Raw genomic sequence first — 13,917 nt, 5'->3', positions numbered from 1 at the left:
TGCCAAGTCGTGCTTGACTACTTGCAATCAGATACCCTTGAAAGACCTACTCAGCACTCCTGAATATCTTCTCTCACTCAATGATTGTCGTTATTTTTTGGGATATGGCTGTATTTTTCTGATTGTTTATTTTTCTAGCATAATCCCTGAAATAATCTTCGACATTTTCATCCCCTACCCCAGCATTGAGAGTTTGGGAATTTAATGATAATCTGCATTTTATAACGATGTAAAGAAATAACTTTTTTTGTAGCTAGTTAAGGATACTTAATAAAAAAATATTAATAATGATTTTTTACTCAAATATTTTGAACGAAGAAAGAACTTTATTTTTAGTCATTATTAGTTAAGACTAACCAGAATTTATTAATATTAAATCGGCATAGTAACTGTATTTACAGGAAATGAAATCTGAAATGTTTGTCCTCATCGAGATAACAACTAATCCTACATATACAAAATATATCCAAATCTCTTTGCTAGCAATAATACTTGGTGGTTTTTTACTAGCTACAATTGTTGGTTCAATTGGTTGGTATATTTCAAAACGCCCTGCTGGTTGGGAAAATGCAGAGACTCCGAATTGGATTTTGCAACTTACGAAGAATCTCAACAAACAGAAGTCATCAGATAATTAGAATTTTAGCTAGTACAACAAGGCAAAAGTAAAAAGAAAGAACGCTGATTTTGTAAGATTTATTTTTTGGGCATGGGGCATGGGGGGAAGAGTTACCAATGCCCAATGCCCTCAGTCGGCGGGCGGCTATTCCTCCCCACCCATAAGCTACGGTGTACACACAAGTCATCGAATCACCCAAAACAAAAGAAAAACCTCACCCTGTCGTCTCCTTAATCCCTCTCCTTAGTAAGGAGAGGGACAGGTTTTACGTAGTAAAACCTGGGTGAGGTTTCTTAGGGGTTAAAGACTTGTGTGTACACCGTAGCCACCCACAAGGGGATGGAGTTTCACGCCGACTTCCAGTAAACATACCTGAAACGCTTACAAATGAACAATGACAAAGGACAAATGACGATCCTCACCAGTTAACTTTATTTATGCCCACTTACTGAATTTTTATTTCTCGTTGCATATACACATACACGCACAGCAATTTTTAGCAAAATATGACTTAAATATACAAATATACTGCCGAAAGTGGATGCCATACATGAATGAGTCTCAGATTCAATTTAGCGAACAGCTACGCTGCGCCAAAGGCGAACGCAAGTCTGAAATTGACCTTTACCAACTCCAAGAACTGTTAAACATTGCAGCTTTCTGGGCAAAGGGACGCAGTATTGAAGATTTAGGTATAGCCATTGCCAACAGTGAACCAGTGATTTCTGTGTGCGATCGCGATCGACTCATTGGCTTTGCTAGAGCAACATCTGATGGCATATATCGCGCGACAATTTGGGATGTTGTAATTCATCCAGAATATCAACATGGCGGGCTGGGAAGTAAGTTAGTAGAAACCATTTTGAGTCATCCCCGGATGAGGCGGGTTGAGCGCATTTACCTGATGACTACTCACCAACACGGTTTCTATGAAAAGATTGGGTTTCAAACCAACACCTCGACTACAATGGTGCTACATAACCTAGCTAACCGTGCTTTGCTTCCTGTTACAGAAGTTCAACTTCAGGAATTATTAGGGGGATAGAAATTTGTAGTCTGGTAATCTCCTGATGTGCTTCCTTCGCAATGCTCGAAGGCAGGATTTCTAACTTTCCTCCCATAACTTCCACTAAAGTCTGATTGATTAATAGCCTCATTCCTGGGGAAAGAGCAGCGTTTTTTTGGTCAATTTGAGTTAGCTGATTTTCAGATTTGATCAAATCAATCGGCTCGCTCCAAGGTATGGCATGAGTTGGTACATCCAGCCAAATAGTTACAAAATTATTTGTAGGTATGGTATTGCTGGAAATACAGATACGACCTTCCTCCATTTGAGTAATGGCTGTGTCTATTAAACTAATCAATATTTGGCGGAGCCAGAAGTAATCTGCCAAAACATAGATTTCTGGATCGGCGGGTAAGAATTGCAAGGGAAAATTGCGATTAGCCGCCAGCATATAAGTTAAGTTATGAACCTCTTCTAAAATTTGCGATAACTGTCTGGGCTGAATATCTAATTTATTAGTCCCGTGTTCCGTTCTAGCAACGGTGAGAATTTCATCCATCAACTTGAGCAACTTCAGCGTTCGCTCGTGAGCTTGGGCAATAAATTCTCGTTCTTCAGCTGGATCTTCACACAAATCTGACAAAATTAACTGATGCAAGCCAATCAAACCATTGAGAGGCGATCGCAATTCATGGGTAGTCCGCGCCAAAAAACCAGCCTTAAACTGGCTCATTTCTCTTGCCATCAGGTATGCCAACTGCGTTTGCTGTAGCTGTTGCGATATTGGTGGCATATCCTCTTGCTCTAATGGCGCTACAGGGGATGAGCTAGATGAAATGTTTGGCGATACCTGCTCTGGGCGTAGCCATCGCGCAAATAACCGACGAAAATTTATACCTAGTGCTAGTCCTGCTCCTAGATATATCCAGTTACTCCAATTCATAATTTGGCAATTATTAACTTATTAATTGATCACAACAGCGTAAACTAAAGTTCCAGATTTATCCGTTGTGAAAATCAGGAAAACAACATTATAGCTACCTATATTTGTTTATCAGTCGAAATATCTAACTTTATCGCCCCTTGCCGCAAAATCTGCCAATTTATGCCTGTCCATTTCGCAACGGTGGAAGGTATACCCATCGCTGCTGTTTCACCCTGGCATTCTGTCATGGCTAGAGTTAAAGCTTGAGGAAACTGACTCTCAATTTCTGCCATCGTTTGTAAAGGCGGCTGACCAGAAAAATTGGCGCTCGTAGTCGCAAGCGGGCCTGTTTGCGCCAAAATAGTTTGAGCGATCGCACTTTTCGGTACTCGAATACCAATTGTCGTTGGATCAATCGGGTTCATGACTTTTGGCAATCGTTCACTTGCTGGCAAAACTAACGTCAGCCCTCCCGGCCAATATTTCTCAGCTAGTTCTTGCCAAACTTGATACTCATTCTCATTACCTTTGACATACAACCACAAATCTTTAGCACTAGCAGCCATCAAAATCAAAGGTTTATCCTGACTGCGTTGTTTCGCCGTAAAAATTAACCCGGCTTTTTCTGGTATCGTCGCAAGTGCGGGAACTGTATCTGTAGGAAAGCTCACTAAAAGGCCAGCCCGTGCGCCAGCTATTAAATTAGTTAAAGAAACTTGTGTCATTTTTATCATAATTGGTATAGGATGTAGAGCATTTTTCCTATGCCCCATGCCCCATGCCCCATGCCCCATTTCCTAACTTTTGTAGGCAAGGGCAAAGCGTTCAATTCCAGCTAAATCAGTGTGAATTTGAATCTTACAATAGCTTCCTTGATTTTGCAAAAGTTCTCGCACTGCATCCGCTTGCCCTGCCATCATCTCAATCAGCCACACGCCACCAGATTGCAAATAGCTGGGAGAAATTTCTATCAAATGTCGAATGCAATCTAAGCCATCACCACCTCCATCCAAAGCTAGATGTGGTTCATGGTTAAATACTTCTGGTTGCAAAGTAGGTAGAGTGCTGGTGGGTATGTAAGGAGGATTCGACACCATACCACTGAACTGACCTTTGAGAAGTATCAGTGGCTCCCACCAAGAACCTTGATAAAATTTAATCCGATCGGCAAAACCCAAATTATCGGCATTGGTTTGGGCGATCGCTAAAGCTTCTAAACTGTAATCAACAGCATGAATTGTCGCTTTTGGCAAGACATCTGCTAATCCGATGGCGATCGCTCCACTCCCAGTACCCAAATCCGCCCAATGTCCTGAAGCATTACTAGCAGATGCTAGAGCCAAATCAATTAAGTACTCTGTTTCTGGTCTGGGAATCAAAACTGCGCTTGACACCGCAATTTCAAAGTTACGCCAAGGTGTCACTTTGGCAATGTACTGCACTGGTAAGCGATCGTTTAATCGTCTTTGCCATAGCTGATCTAACTCTTCTAGAGGTAATTGCAGCTGAATTTGCGGCCAGTCTTTAAAAGACTCCAAACGCAGTGCCAAGCGATCTAACCCAGCAACTTCTAACAGTAGCCAATCTACCTCCCTTATTGGCACATCAGTGGCGATCGCTGCTTCAATAGCTGCATTTCGCCACTGCCAAAGTTGTAAACCAGAAACTATCAGATATTTTTCCCCCATACGTCAATCTTGGAGCGCATATCCGTTATTTTTTCGGAGCGGGCGCAGCAGGCTTGGTAGCTGGGGATTGATTCGGCGCAAGTGAGCGAATAAAATTGATGGACTCCCGCGATGGATAGAGAACAATTTTATTGATACTAGGATCGCTGCTGCTATTGAGAGCCTCCATAACACCGTACAAATCAACTACCTGAATTTCAGTGTTGTCTGCTTCCTTTGGCACGGCTTTTTTGAATTGGTCTAACAAAGCCACTGCTTGCTCTTTTTCAAAAAAGAATGGAATGAATCGCTCGTTGCCTTTTGCAAGGGGAATAGTCAAATAGCTATTATCTTTCTTAAATTTGGGTACAAATAAGGGAATTCCATTGAATTGCTGCCCTTTTTTACCATTTTGATTCAGCATACTTGTTGCCGAAGCTACTTGTTCTTGCGTCGGTACTAAAGTATAAATTACGGAGTCTGATTTCTTTTTGCTCTCTTGGACGATTTTATAATAGTCTGCCAGAGATAAAGGTCTAACCTGTAATGTGCCTGCCAATTGGGGATTTTCTTTTTTGAGACGATTGTCAAGGAATTTTTGAGCATCTTGCTTGCTAATAAAAAATCCCACTTGAGAAACAGGCTTAGATGCGTTGTTTCTCGAAAGAACTACGAATTCGCCTTTAGGATTAGTAAGCGTAAATACAGGTACTTCTTGGAGCTTTTTCACAATTTGATCTTGTGGCAATGCTACCGCCTCTAGATTGCCTATTCCTGGTAAATTGCCTATTCCTGAAAGTCCCGTTAAAAATACACTGCCAGCTATACCCAATGTTGCGCCCAAGCGAATAAATGATTTCATGACTGCTCCTCGCATCAATAATCCAATTAAATTAAACAAATGGTTGGATTTGCACAGCACCAACTAGCTTTAGTTATATAGCAATCTATTTCAGTTGGGAAAAATTCATTGTGCGCGTTGAGGTTGAGGTTAAGCGTCAACGGTCAAAATCCAATATTCCCCAAGTATTGAGGGTTGCTATAGTATCGGTTTCACAAATTCACAGTGCTAAAGTTGTGTTTTTCTGGATTTCGCTTATTCACCACGAAATTCTGTAGATGCCTATTACAGCGTATTGCGGGTAAATGAAGTAGACGGGTAGGGGCACAACATGTTGTGCCCCTACGATGATCTGTACCTCACGCCTGTTGCAATCTGCTGTATATGTCTTCTCAAACGGTGAAAAGTTTCTTAGTCTCTCGACCTTGGATATGATAAATGCCATTCTATCGGCTTTCTTCTAATGTCGGGTGACGCTATTACTTAATCAATCGTTCCACCCCGCTTGCTTGAATATCTTCTCAAATCTATACAAAGCTCAATACCAGGAATATCTTACTGCTTAACGGCGTAATATTATTGTTAGGCTTTAACAGCAAACCAAATAATATAACAGGCAATCTGCTTGTTATCCGTAAAAATGTACAATTTAATTAATTGCAAATTTTATCTAACAAACTCTGTCGATTCGTTTTGGATGTTAAATCCATTACTTAAATCGGGATGACAGGATTTGAACCTGCGGCATCCTGCTCCCAAAGCAGGCGCGCTACCAAGCTGCGCTACATCCCGGTTATACTCATCTACTTTTTGGTCTTGGGTTTTAGTTTCCCATTAAAGCGATCGCGCTTTACCAAAAGCATTAAGGTCACTATATCACATCATACGGCTTATGCCTAATCTTTTTTCTCCTTTACCAAGAACAAGATAGATTACATCTATACACTGATAAGGTTTTTTGCCGACTTAGTTTTACAAGACATATACTTGCGCCCTCGTCGGCAGAAAAAAGCAAAACTGAATCAAAATAACAGATTTTCGCCATCTTACCTGATTTTTTTGTGCAAATCGGGTTTTATTTTGATTAAGTACTAGTGAGGATACCAGAACATACCTTTAATGCCTTCTGGATCAGCCATAAACCCCATAGTCCGGTAGAAATCTACAACATGGGGATCGGCGAAGAGAGTGACATTACTAATTTCTTCACTTCTAAGTTTTTTAAGAACGTATTTCATCAGTGCTTTACCCAGTCCTTGACTTTGAAAGTCTGGGTGAACCACCACATCCCAAATAGTGGCATTAAACGCGTGATCTGAGGTAGCGCGGGCAAAACCAATGAGCCGCTTTTGGTTTCCTCTCACCTGCCACATTGAGGCGACAAGAAAACTATGCTCAATAGCTTTTTTCACTTTTCTTAGAGGACGACGCGACCAACCAACTGCATCACAGAGTTCTTCTAGCTCATACAGGTCAATATCTCGCTCCGTACTGAAGACGATGCGAGTTTCCTTTGAAGAAGCTTCGCTAATACTGCTAGGGTTGGAGTTGCCCGCAGCATCCACACGTTCTTCAAAGGAGTTTGTCCTAGTTGTCGCTACAGATTCAGGAGTACTAAACCAAGTTTTCCAAAAACCCATGCCAACGTGGTTCGGGTAGTATAACTAAATTGGTTTCCACTCTCAGGAGTGTTGATTCACGTTTAATATAGCTACCCCCATTTGCTAACCCCTTACACTCAAAGTTTTTCGGTTGTTTTCGGGATTTGCAATAGTAACAGCAAGTTAGAGCGTGTTTCACACCAATCATTTTCAACTTTAGCATTTTGTTGTAAAGGCTAGGAGAAATTCCCCAAAAGGTAAGTTCAGTTCGCCCTCTTATTTGCCAATGCAATTGGAGAGCGAAGTTATGATGGTCAGAAGGCTCTGCTTAAAATTCAAAATTTAATATGGAAAAACTAAATCCTGGCAATTGCTCGTGTAGAGCTTAAATGCACGTTAGCTTAGGAGTGAATTGTATATAAGAGATTGAGTATTTGGGAAAATTCTTCCCTACTCCCCAGTCGCCAATCCCTAGTACAGCAAGGCGGAAATAAACCACCCCTTTGAAATGTCTGAAACCCTTACGCAATGGTAATTACGAATTACGAATTACGAATTATGCCAAGCGTTACTAGTCCCCAACACCCAGCCCCTAGTCCACAGGTGATGAAAGCAAGCGAGTTTTACCCTTAACAATGGCTTCTGGTTTAAAATCTTCAACACTGGAACTCCTGAAACGCTTTAACCGAGCGTTTCCCCAGTTTTATGAGCAATTCGTCAGCAGTGAGATTCAACTGCAAAATTTGCGCCTAGCCTACCGTCTCTATAAAACTAGACGTGCTGTTATTGAACTGAAACCGGAAGGTAGTAAAAGTGCTTTGCATTTTGCTTACCGCAACCAGTCTTTTCTCCTCAGCGATATTTTTGGTGTACTAGCAGCTTATGGGTTGACTATTCACGGTCTGAGTTTATACGGTCAGATCCGTCCACCAATGTTAGTTTTTATCAAATTGTTGGTATCTCGTGGTAGTAAAGCCTTGACGGAGAAAACCGCAGAAAATGTCTGTCGTGCCATCCGCGAGGCTTTAGGAGGTCGGTTTGAGGTAGAAGAGATGCTGGCAGTGGAATTCAATCTGGATACTGGTTTAGAACAGGTACAAACTGAATTCTATGTTGATCCGGTCTTTCATCTCCCTGCCTTAGTGATTGAAGCCGATAATCAACCAGGATTATTCTACAAAGTGATGTACGCCATCTGGCAGGAAGACCTGCTGGTAGTCAATGCCAATTTATTGGTTTGGCGTGGACGTACACGGCTAATTCTCTACCTATTGGGGCCAAATGAAAGCCTGATTCCTGAATATCTCGGTCACAAAATTGCCGAAGGAGTGCGACAAAGGTTGCTGGGGAAATGACAAAAGAGACGCGATTAATCGCGTCTGTACAAGAGTTAGAAGTTAACAATTCCTAATTCTTCACTCCTAACTCTCTTCCGATTGCGTATTTAGTCGCACTCGCCCTTCAGGGTACGATATAAGTATGGCAACTATTGAAATCTTGGGCGTTCCACACGCATACGAGCTAACGGCTCCCATTTCCTGCCCCCATGCTTTAGTATTTATCCACGGTTGGCTCAATAGCCGTGGGTATTGGCAACCTGTGATTTCCCGCCTATCAGATGATTTGCAGTGCCTTTCCTATGATTTGCGGGGTTTTGGTGAATCCCAGTCTCAGGTAAAAACTGATTTTAGTGGGGCCCAAACGTCTCTGAGTCTAATGCCTATCTCCAGTAGTGCGCTTGGCTCACCAATCGATTCTGTTTATACTCCTGCGGCTTATGCTCAGGATTTAGCCATTCTGCTAAAACAGCTGAATATTACTAGTGCTTGGCTAATTGGTCACTCTTTGGGAGGTACGATCGCTCTTTGGGGAGCGGATCAAATGCCTGAGTGTGTTAAGGGAGTTATCTGTATCAACGCTGGCGGTGGTATTTACCTCAAAGAAGCCTTTGAGCAGTTTCGCTCGGCGGGTCAAAAATTTTTGCAAGTCCGCCCGCGTTGGCTCTCCCAAGTGCCTTTGATTGATTTGCTGTTTACTAGAGCGAGTGTAGTTCGTCCTTTAGACCGCCATTGGGCACGTCAGAGGCTGATTGATTTCGTTGTGGCTGACCCAGAAGCAGCGCTAGGAACTCTGTTAGATTCCACAACGGAGGAAGAAATAAATCGTTTACCTGAGCTAGTATCCCAACTGAAGCAGCCAGTTTATTTTTTAGCTGGTGCGGAAGATAAGGTTATGGAACCCAAGTATGTGCGCCATTTAGCTAGCTTTCATAGACTGTTCCAATATTGTGGTGACAATGTTTTGGAAATTCCTAATTGCGGACATTTGGCTATGTTGGAACAACCGGATGAAGTGGCCGATCGCATTCGGTCGATAGTTATTAGTCATTAATTATTGGGAATTGGGAATTGGGCATTGGGAATTGGGCATTGGGCATTGGGCATTGGGCATTGGGCATTGGGCATTGGTGGTTACAAATGACTAATGACTAATGACTACTAAACAGGTTGATATAGCTTCATTACCTGGGTCAGCGCTAACCTAGACTCAACGCCTAGTGTGAGGGGCGATGTATGACCATGAGACAGATGATCTGCGGCGGCACAGCCGATCATGGCGGCGTTATCGGTACAGAATTTGAGAGGTGGGAATAGGACGCGGAGGTTATGTTGAATGGCGGCGGCTTGGAGGTTTTTTCTCAATCCGCTATTGGCTGCTACACCGCCACCAATGGCAATTGTATCTAGACCATAGTCTAATGCACAGGCGATCGCTCTTTTGGTTAGCGATCGCGCTACGGTTTCCTGAAAGCTAGCCGCTACATCTGCTACTGGCACTTGTCCACCATCTTTCTCTAATTGCTGCACTAAACGCAATACAGCTGTTTTTAAACCACTAAAACTTGCATCATAACGATGAAACCCCCCACCCGGTAAAGAAACTTTTCCTTCTGGTAAGGCGAAGGCTTGGGGATTTCCTTGTTGCGCTAACTTGTCAATGACTGGGCCACCGGGATAACCCAACTTTAATAATCGCGCTACTTTATCAAAGGCTTCACCGGCTGCATCATCACGGGTTTGTCCTAATGTTTCGTAAATACCACAATCTTTGACGGAAATCAAGCTTGTATGTCCGCCAGAAACTAATAAACTCAAGAAAGGGGGATTTAAAGTTGATTCGCTCAAGTAAGTTGCGTAAATGTGACCTTCGAGGTGATGAACTCCCAAAAATGGTTTGTTGTGTACCATCGCTAGGGTTTTGGCAGCAGTTAACCCCACTAATAGCGCTCCTACGAGTCCAGGGGCACAAGTGGCGGCAATTGCGTCAATTTGTCCCCAGTCTAGTTGGGCTTGCTCTAGGGCTTGTGCGATCGCAACATTTATCGTTTCCAAGTGCTGGCGAGACGCTACTTCCGGCACTACCCCGCCATACTGTTGATGGATTGGAATTTGCGAGGCTACGATACTACTGCAAACTTTACGATTGTTAACAATTGCGACGGCAGTTTCATCACAGCTGGTTTCTATTGCTAAAACGGTTGTCATTGAGAGTAATGAGTGCTGAGTGCTGAGTCCTGTTAGCGGGGCGTTCAGCCCGTGCTGAGTCCTGAGTAATTCGAGAGAAAATCTTGCTTCTTTACTACCCTACAACAACAATTCCTTTACTCAGCACTCGTTACTCAGCACTCAGCACTCTAATTTTGGTTGAGAAGCTTTAACTTTTATTTACTTAAACTTTACTCGGTTCCCACCCAAGAGTATGATGACTTCCTAGTTATGCAAATAAACTAACTGTACAAGCCGCTTCGTTTTGTACAAAAAACTTCTTGTTTTGTAATAAAAGGAAACAACTCTATGCCACGATTGTTTGCTTTGATGTTAGCGATTTGTCTTTGGTTCAATTTTGCCTCCCCAGCACAAGCTTTAGGGGCTAATTTGACACCCTGCAAGGACAATCCCGCTTTTCAAGAGCTAGCAGCTAATGCCCGCAATACCACCGCCGATCCCGAATCTGGGAAAAAGCGGTTTGAGCGTTATTCTCAGGCGCTGTGCGGCCCTGAAGGCTACCCCCACTTAATTGTTGATGGTCGTCTAGATCGGGCTGGTGACTTTTTGATCCCCAGCATTCTGTTTCTATATATTGCTGGTTGGATTGGCTGGGTAGGTCGTGCCTATCTGCAAGCAATCAAAAAGGAATCTGACACTGAACTAAAAGAAATCCAAATCGATCTTGGTTTGGCACTACCCATCATCCTCACCGGTTTTGCTTGGCCAGCAGCAGCAGTCCAAGAATTACTCTCTGGACAATTAGCAGCCAAGGATTCAGAAATCCCTATTTCTCCACGCTAAATCAGCTTAACTAATTCATTCGTTTTGGAGACTAAATTCATGGCAGACAAAGGCGATCAATCAGCTTATTTGATTAAATTTATTTCCACAGCGCCTGTGGCAGCTACCATCTGGTTGACAATCACAGCAGGTATCTTGATTGAATTCAACCGCTTTTTCCCAGACTTACTTTTCCACCCACTGCCATAAGTGGAAAAAGGGATTTAGCACAGTTGAATCTCTTGTGTTTTTCCTAAAATTATGTAGTTGATCTATTCAGCTTACTTAAGCAGAATTATCACCAAAATAGGTAGCACAAAGAGTTTTTTGAAACTCGCGCTCTGTAAACAGGATCGCGAGTTTCACACTTTTAAAAGTAGCTAAATTAATTTTTCTAAACTTCTTAGCCAAAAGACATCTTTGGCTACAATTATTATTAATATAAAAATGCCACCATTCTAAATTTAGAGGCGAACATAAAATATGGCACAAGCTGTAGATGCATCAAAAAATCTTCCCAGCGATCCCAGAAATCGGGAAGTCGTTTTCCCTGCATTCCGCGATCCTCAACTGGGCAACCTAGAAACCCCGGTTAATTCTTTTCCCTTGGTTAAGTGGTTCATTAATAACTTACCTGCCTATCGCCCAGGGCTGTCTCCTGCCAGACGCGGTTTAGAAGTTGGCCAGGCTCATGGTTACTTGCTATTTGGCCCCTTCGCCAAATTAGGCCCACTGCGCGATACAGCTAACGCTAACTTGGCTGGTTTATTGGGAGCTATCGGCTTGGTGGTTTTGCTCACCGCTTGTCTATCCTTGTATTCCAATAGCAATCCCGACAAAGCACTTTCTAGTGTTACCGTACCCAATCCTCCGGTAGATGCTTTTAACTCTAAAGAAAGCTGGAACAACTTTGCCAGTTCTTTCTTAATTGGTGGTATTGGTGGTGCAGTAGTTGCTTACTTCTTGACTAGCAACCTGGGGCTAATTCAAGGTTTATTTGGTTAATTACTAGGAGTTAGGAGTTAGGAGTTAGGAGTTAGAAGTTAGAAGTTAAAATTTCTAACTATTAACTCTTAACTCTAGTTTTTAACTCCTAACTTATTTAAACAAAACCGTTTCAATGTCATTTAAAGCAGTTCCAAAATCGTCATTAACGATTTGAATATCAAATTCATTTGCGGCTTGAATTTCTTCTTGGGCGCGGAGTAGACGATTGGCGATCGCTTCTTCAGAGTCTTGGGCGCGATCGCGTATCCGTTTCTCCAATTCCTCAAAAGAAGGCGGTAAAATAAAAATGCTGAGGGCACTAGGGAAGGAAGCACGAATTTGTCTTGCGCCTTCTAGTTCAATTTCTAGCACTACCAACTTGCCAGAATGAATTTGCTTAAGTACAGCTTCGCGGGGAGTGCCGTAATAGTTACCAGCAAATTCTGCCCATTCTAAAAATTCACCTTCAGCGAGTAACTGTTCAAATTTACTACGGCTGACAAAGTAATAATTTTTGCCATTTATTTCCCCTGAACGGGGAGAACGAGTCGTTGCGGATACGGAAAAATAAAGTTCTGGATGACGTTGTAGCAGCGATCGCATTAAAGTACCTTTACCAACCCCACTGGGGCCAGTTAAAACAATCAATCTGCCTAAATGTAAGCATTCTTCAGTAGTAGAACTACTCTGGATGGGTAAAACTGGCATTATCCCCTTAACCTGTGAATCAATAAATAGATATTTATTATTCATTAGTTTTGTGTTCCCGGCCAAGTCTACTAGTGACTAAAGAATTTGTAGCAAGGATGACAGAAAACTTATCTAATTCACACACTACTGCTGATACGGTGCAAAGAGGAGTAGGAATAAGAATTAAATAACATACAGTTTATGTCCGGGCCTTACCTCACCCTCAATCCCTCTCCTTATAAAGGAGAGGGATCGTGAGACAAGATGAAGTTTTGTATTTTATTTAATCCACGTTCCTGAGTCAATTATCTACAGTTTGATGATCGCGGGAAATTACAAAGCGATTTGCTACCGTTTCCGGCTGAATTGCTGACAGAATTACATGGCTAGAATCGGTGATAATTACAGCCCTAGTCCGACGGCCGTAAGTTGCATCAATAAGTTGACCCCTGTCCCGTGCATCCGTAATAATCCGCTTAATCGGGGCAGACTCTGGACTAACAATCGCAACTACTCGGTTAGCAGACACAATGTTACCAAAGCCGATGTTGATTAATTGAATCTCCATAAAAAAACTCACGCTAAAAGCGGTTTGAGAAGCTTTAAATAAACTTATTTCTATGTTATCGCCAAAAAATGGGAGTTACAACGCTTAAATTCAAGCCCGCCTTAGTTTTTAAATAATCTATGCTTTCTTTGGCTGTTTATCAGCTAAACTTGCTGAAAATCTTCCCAAAGGCATAGGCGTAATTATACTGAGACAGGCTGATTAGATGATGTATATTTATGGAATCGATCAATAGATAAATGGTGGTAAATAATCCACATCTAAAATTTGCTCAATGCTATAAGGGCAATTTTGCGGAAAACAATTCAATCCACTTTTCTTTTTTGCTTGCCGTAGCGCATCAATGTAGACTTCTTTAAGCACTGTCAGCAGATAGTTGTAGAGGTTTTTAGATTTGGTTAATTTTCTAAGTTCCACCCGAAAATTATCAATTTCTACTTCCCAATGATTCTTACATTCAGGAAGACTCCAATGTTGATACAAAAGGAGATGTTTAAGAAGTTGCAAAAGATAACTTTCGAGCTTGTGTTTCTGTTCATTACCCAATCTTTCAATCTCCTCAATCAAATGCTCCCAATCAAGATGTTCTAAATCCCGTTCTTGCAATTGTTTTAAGGTAGTTTCTAACCACAAGTGATAATCTTGTTCATAGAGAATTTGAGTAAGTATTTTAGACATTGTTTAA

Annotated in this window: 17 protein-coding genes and 1 tRNA gene; 7 read left to right on the top strand and 11 right to left on the bottom strand. The window is 42.0% G+C overall.

The annotated features are described in order from the left end of the window. The first annotated feature begins 404 nt into the window (after window positions 1–404). Window positions 405–638, top strand: coding sequence for a photosystem II assembly protein Psb35 (gene psb35, locus V7K98_RS00855; protein WP_335018650.1), 234 nt, complete (start codon window positions 405–407; stop codon window positions 636–638). Here psb35 and V7K98_RS00850 read toward each other — a convergent pair. Further along, window positions 627–806 carry a hypothetical protein gene (locus V7K98_RS00850; protein WP_335018648.1) on the bottom strand — a complete coding sequence of 60 codons (180 nt, stop codon included), beginning with the start codon at window positions 804–806 and terminating at the stop codon, window positions 627–629. The genes psb35 and V7K98_RS00850 overlap by 12 nt on opposite strands. A 363-nt stretch (window positions 807–1,169) precedes the next feature. Between V7K98_RS00850 and V7K98_RS00845 the strand changes: the two genes are divergently transcribed. Beyond that, on the top strand, window positions 1,170–1,664 hold the full coding sequence (locus tag V7K98_RS00845; protein ID WP_335018646.1) for a GNAT family N-acetyltransferase: 495 nt from the start codon (window positions 1,170–1,172) through the stop codon (window positions 1,662–1,664). On the opposite strand, the gene V7K98_RS00840 is transcribed toward V7K98_RS00845, so the two are convergent. The 6 genes from V7K98_RS00840 to V7K98_RS00815 all read right to left on the bottom strand — a co-directional run bounded on the left by V7K98_RS00840 (window position 1,627) and on the right by V7K98_RS00815 (window position 6,698). Next, window positions 1,627–2,568, bottom strand: coding sequence for a sensor histidine kinase (locus V7K98_RS00840; protein WP_335018644.1), 942 nt, complete (start codon window positions 2,566–2,568; stop codon window positions 1,627–1,629). The two genes, V7K98_RS00845 and V7K98_RS00840, sit on opposite strands and share 38 nt — an antisense overlap. A 98-nt stretch (window positions 2,569–2,666) precedes the next feature. Next, window positions 2,667–3,275: an L-threonylcarbamoyladenylate synthase gene (locus tag V7K98_RS00835; RefSeq protein ID WP_335018857.1), complete on the bottom strand. Its 609-nt coding sequence runs from the start codon at window positions 3,273–3,275 to the stop codon at window positions 2,667–2,669. 72 nt (window positions 3,276–3,347) lie between these two features. Continuing rightward, window positions 3,348–4,238 (bottom strand): peptide chain release factor N(5)-glutamine methyltransferase, encoded by an 891-nt coding sequence (gene prmC, locus V7K98_RS00830; protein WP_335018642.1) that lies wholly within the window; start codon window positions 4,236–4,238, stop codon window positions 3,348–3,350. 25 nt (window positions 4,239–4,263) lie between these two features. Continuing rightward, window positions 4,264–5,079, bottom strand: a complete 816-nt coding sequence (locus V7K98_RS00825) for a Tic22 family protein (RefSeq protein WP_335018640.1) — start codon at window positions 5,077–5,079, stop codon at window positions 4,264–4,266. A gap of 697 nt (window positions 5,080–5,776) precedes the next feature. After that, window positions 5,777–5,850 (bottom strand) — tRNA-Pro (locus tag V7K98_RS00820). A 299-nt stretch (window positions 5,851–6,149) separates the two neighbouring features. After that, window positions 6,150–6,698 carry a GNAT family N-acetyltransferase gene (locus V7K98_RS00815; RefSeq protein WP_335018638.1) on the bottom strand — a complete coding sequence of 183 codons (549 nt, stop codon included), beginning with the start codon at window positions 6,696–6,698 and terminating at the stop codon, window positions 6,150–6,152. A gap of 596 nt (window positions 6,699–7,294) precedes the next feature. Here V7K98_RS00815 and V7K98_RS00810 point away from each other — a divergent pair. Together V7K98_RS00810 and V7K98_RS00805 are read left to right on the top strand one after the other, a co-directional pair. Then, the gene (locus V7K98_RS00810) at window positions 7,295–8,014 is read left to right on the top strand and encodes a hypothetical protein (RefSeq protein ID WP_012410214.1); all 720 of its coding nucleotides are present in this window, start codon (window positions 7,295–7,297) and stop codon (window positions 8,012–8,014) included. 124 nt (window positions 8,015–8,138) lie between these two features. Continuing rightward, window positions 8,139–9,050 carry an alpha/beta fold hydrolase gene (locus V7K98_RS00805; protein WP_335018636.1) on the top strand — a complete coding sequence of 304 codons (912 nt, stop codon included), beginning with the start codon at window positions 8,139–8,141 and terminating at the stop codon, window positions 9,048–9,050. A gap of 107 nt (window positions 9,051–9,157) precedes the next feature. On the opposite strand, the gene tsaD is transcribed toward V7K98_RS00805, so the two are convergent. Continuing rightward, entirely contained in the window at window positions 9,158–10,204 is a 1,047-nt protein-coding gene (gene tsaD, locus V7K98_RS00800; protein ID WP_335018634.1) for a tRNA (adenosine(37)-N6)-threonylcarbamoyltransferase complex transferase subunit TsaD, read from the bottom strand. 309 nt (window positions 10,205–10,513) lie between these two features. On the opposite strand from tsaD, the gene V7K98_RS00795 reads away from it, so the two are divergent. From V7K98_RS00795 to V7K98_RS00785, 3 genes are all read left to right on the top strand, one after another. Continuing rightward, window positions 10,514–11,008, top strand: a complete 495-nt coding sequence (locus V7K98_RS00795) for a Photosystem I reaction center subunit III (protein ID WP_335018632.1) — start codon at window positions 10,514–10,516, stop codon at window positions 11,006–11,008. A gap of 39 nt (window positions 11,009–11,047) precedes the next feature. Beyond that, window positions 11,048–11,197 (top strand): photosystem I reaction center subunit IX, encoded by a 150-nt coding sequence (psaJ, locus tag V7K98_RS00790; RefSeq protein ID WP_094339707.1) that lies wholly within the window; start codon window positions 11,048–11,050, stop codon window positions 11,195–11,197. A 273-nt stretch (window positions 11,198–11,470) separates the two neighbouring features. Beyond that, on the top strand, window positions 11,471–11,992 hold the full coding sequence (locus V7K98_RS00785) for a photosystem I reaction center protein subunit XI (protein WP_334834459.1): 522 nt from the start codon (window positions 11,471–11,473) through the stop codon (window positions 11,990–11,992). 93 nt (window positions 11,993–12,085) lie between these two features. On the opposite strand, the gene gmk is transcribed toward V7K98_RS00785, so the two are convergent. The 3 genes from gmk to V7K98_RS00770 all read right to left on the bottom strand — a co-directional run bounded on the left by gmk (window position 12,086) and on the right by V7K98_RS00770 (window position 13,910). Further along, a complete protein-coding gene (gene gmk, locus V7K98_RS00780; RefSeq protein WP_335018855.1) occupies window positions 12,086–12,682 on the bottom strand; it encodes a guanylate kinase in 597 nt (198 codons plus the stop codon). Between the two features lie 283 nt (window positions 12,683–12,965). Continuing rightward, the gene (gene remA / locus V7K98_RS00775; protein WP_012410221.1) at window positions 12,966–13,232 is read right to left on the bottom strand and encodes an extracellular matrix/biofilm regulator RemA; all 267 of its coding nucleotides are present in this window, start codon (window positions 13,230–13,232) and stop codon (window positions 12,966–12,968) included. A 228-nt stretch (window positions 13,233–13,460) separates the two neighbouring features. Next, the gene (locus V7K98_RS00770) at window positions 13,461–13,910 is read right to left on the bottom strand and encodes a DUF29 domain-containing protein (RefSeq protein ID WP_335018629.1); all 450 of its coding nucleotides are present in this window, start codon (window positions 13,908–13,910) and stop codon (window positions 13,461–13,463) included. Between the last annotated feature and the right edge of the window lie 7 nt (window positions 13,911–13,917).

The sequence above is a fragment of the Nostoc sp. genome (genome assembly GCF_036917435.1).
GTDB lineage: Bacteria > Cyanobacteriota > Cyanobacteriia > Cyanobacteriales > Nostocaceae > Nostoc.
This window is presented reverse-complemented; position numbering and strand designations above follow the sequence as displayed.

What these genes read in the sequence shown, in the direction of transcription:
- gmk (WP_335018855.1), bottom strand. Translation starts at nt 12,682, where the DNA reads ATGCCAGTTTTACCCATCCAGAGTAGTTCTACTACTGAAGAATGCTTA.
- tsaD (WP_335018634.1), bottom strand. Translation starts at nt 10,204, where the DNA reads ATGACAACCGTTTTAGCAATAGAAACCAGCTGTGATGAAACTGCCGTC.
- V7K98_RS00845 (WP_335018646.1), top strand. Translation starts at nt 1,170, where the DNA reads ATGAATGAGTCTCAGATTCAATTTAGCGAACAGCTACGCTGCGCCAAA.
- prmC (WP_335018642.1), bottom strand. Translation starts at nt 4,238, where the DNA reads ATGGGGGAAAAATATCTGATAGTTTCTGGTTTACAACTTTGGCAGTGG.
- V7K98_RS00840 (WP_335018644.1), bottom strand. Translation starts at nt 2,568, where the DNA reads ATGAATTGGAGTAACTGGATATATCTAGGAGCAGGACTAGCACTAGGT.
- V7K98_RS00835 (WP_335018857.1), bottom strand. Translation starts at nt 3,275, where the DNA reads ATGACACAAGTTTCTTTAACTAATTTAATAGCTGGCGCACGGGCTGGC.
- V7K98_RS00815 (WP_335018638.1), bottom strand. Translation starts at nt 6,698, where the DNA reads ATGGGTTTTTGGAAAACTTGGTTTAGTACTCCTGAATCTGTAGCGACA.
- V7K98_RS00805 (WP_335018636.1), top strand. Translation starts at nt 8,139, where the DNA reads ATGGCAACTATTGAAATCTTGGGCGTTCCACACGCATACGAGCTAACG.
- V7K98_RS00770 (WP_335018629.1), bottom strand. Translation starts at nt 13,910, where the DNA reads ATGTCTAAAATACTTACTCAAATTCTCTATGAACAAGATTATCACTTG.
- psb35 (WP_335018650.1), top strand. Translation starts at nt 405, where the DNA reads ATGAAATCTGAAATGTTTGTCCTCATCGAGATAACAACTAATCCTACA.
- V7K98_RS00795 (WP_335018632.1), top strand. Translation starts at nt 10,514, where the DNA reads ATGCCACGATTGTTTGCTTTGATGTTAGCGATTTGTCTTTGGTTCAAT.
- psaJ (WP_094339707.1), top strand. Translation starts at nt 11,048, where the DNA reads ATGGCAGACAAAGGCGATCAATCAGCTTATTTGATTAAATTTATTTCC.
- V7K98_RS00850 (WP_335018648.1), bottom strand. Translation starts at nt 806, where the DNA reads ATGACTTGTGTGTACACCGTAGCTTATGGGTGGGGAGGAATAGCCGCC.
- V7K98_RS00825 (WP_335018640.1), bottom strand. Translation starts at nt 5,079, where the DNA reads ATGAAATCATTTATTCGCTTGGGCGCAACATTGGGTATAGCTGGCAGT.
- V7K98_RS00810 (WP_012410214.1), top strand. Translation starts at nt 7,295, where the DNA reads ATGGCTTCTGGTTTAAAATCTTCAACACTGGAACTCCTGAAACGCTTT.
- V7K98_RS00785 (WP_334834459.1), top strand. Translation starts at nt 11,471, where the DNA reads ATGGCACAAGCTGTAGATGCATCAAAAAATCTTCCCAGCGATCCCAGA.
- remA (WP_012410221.1), bottom strand. Translation starts at nt 13,232, where the DNA reads ATGGAGATTCAATTAATCAACATCGGCTTTGGTAACATTGTGTCTGCT.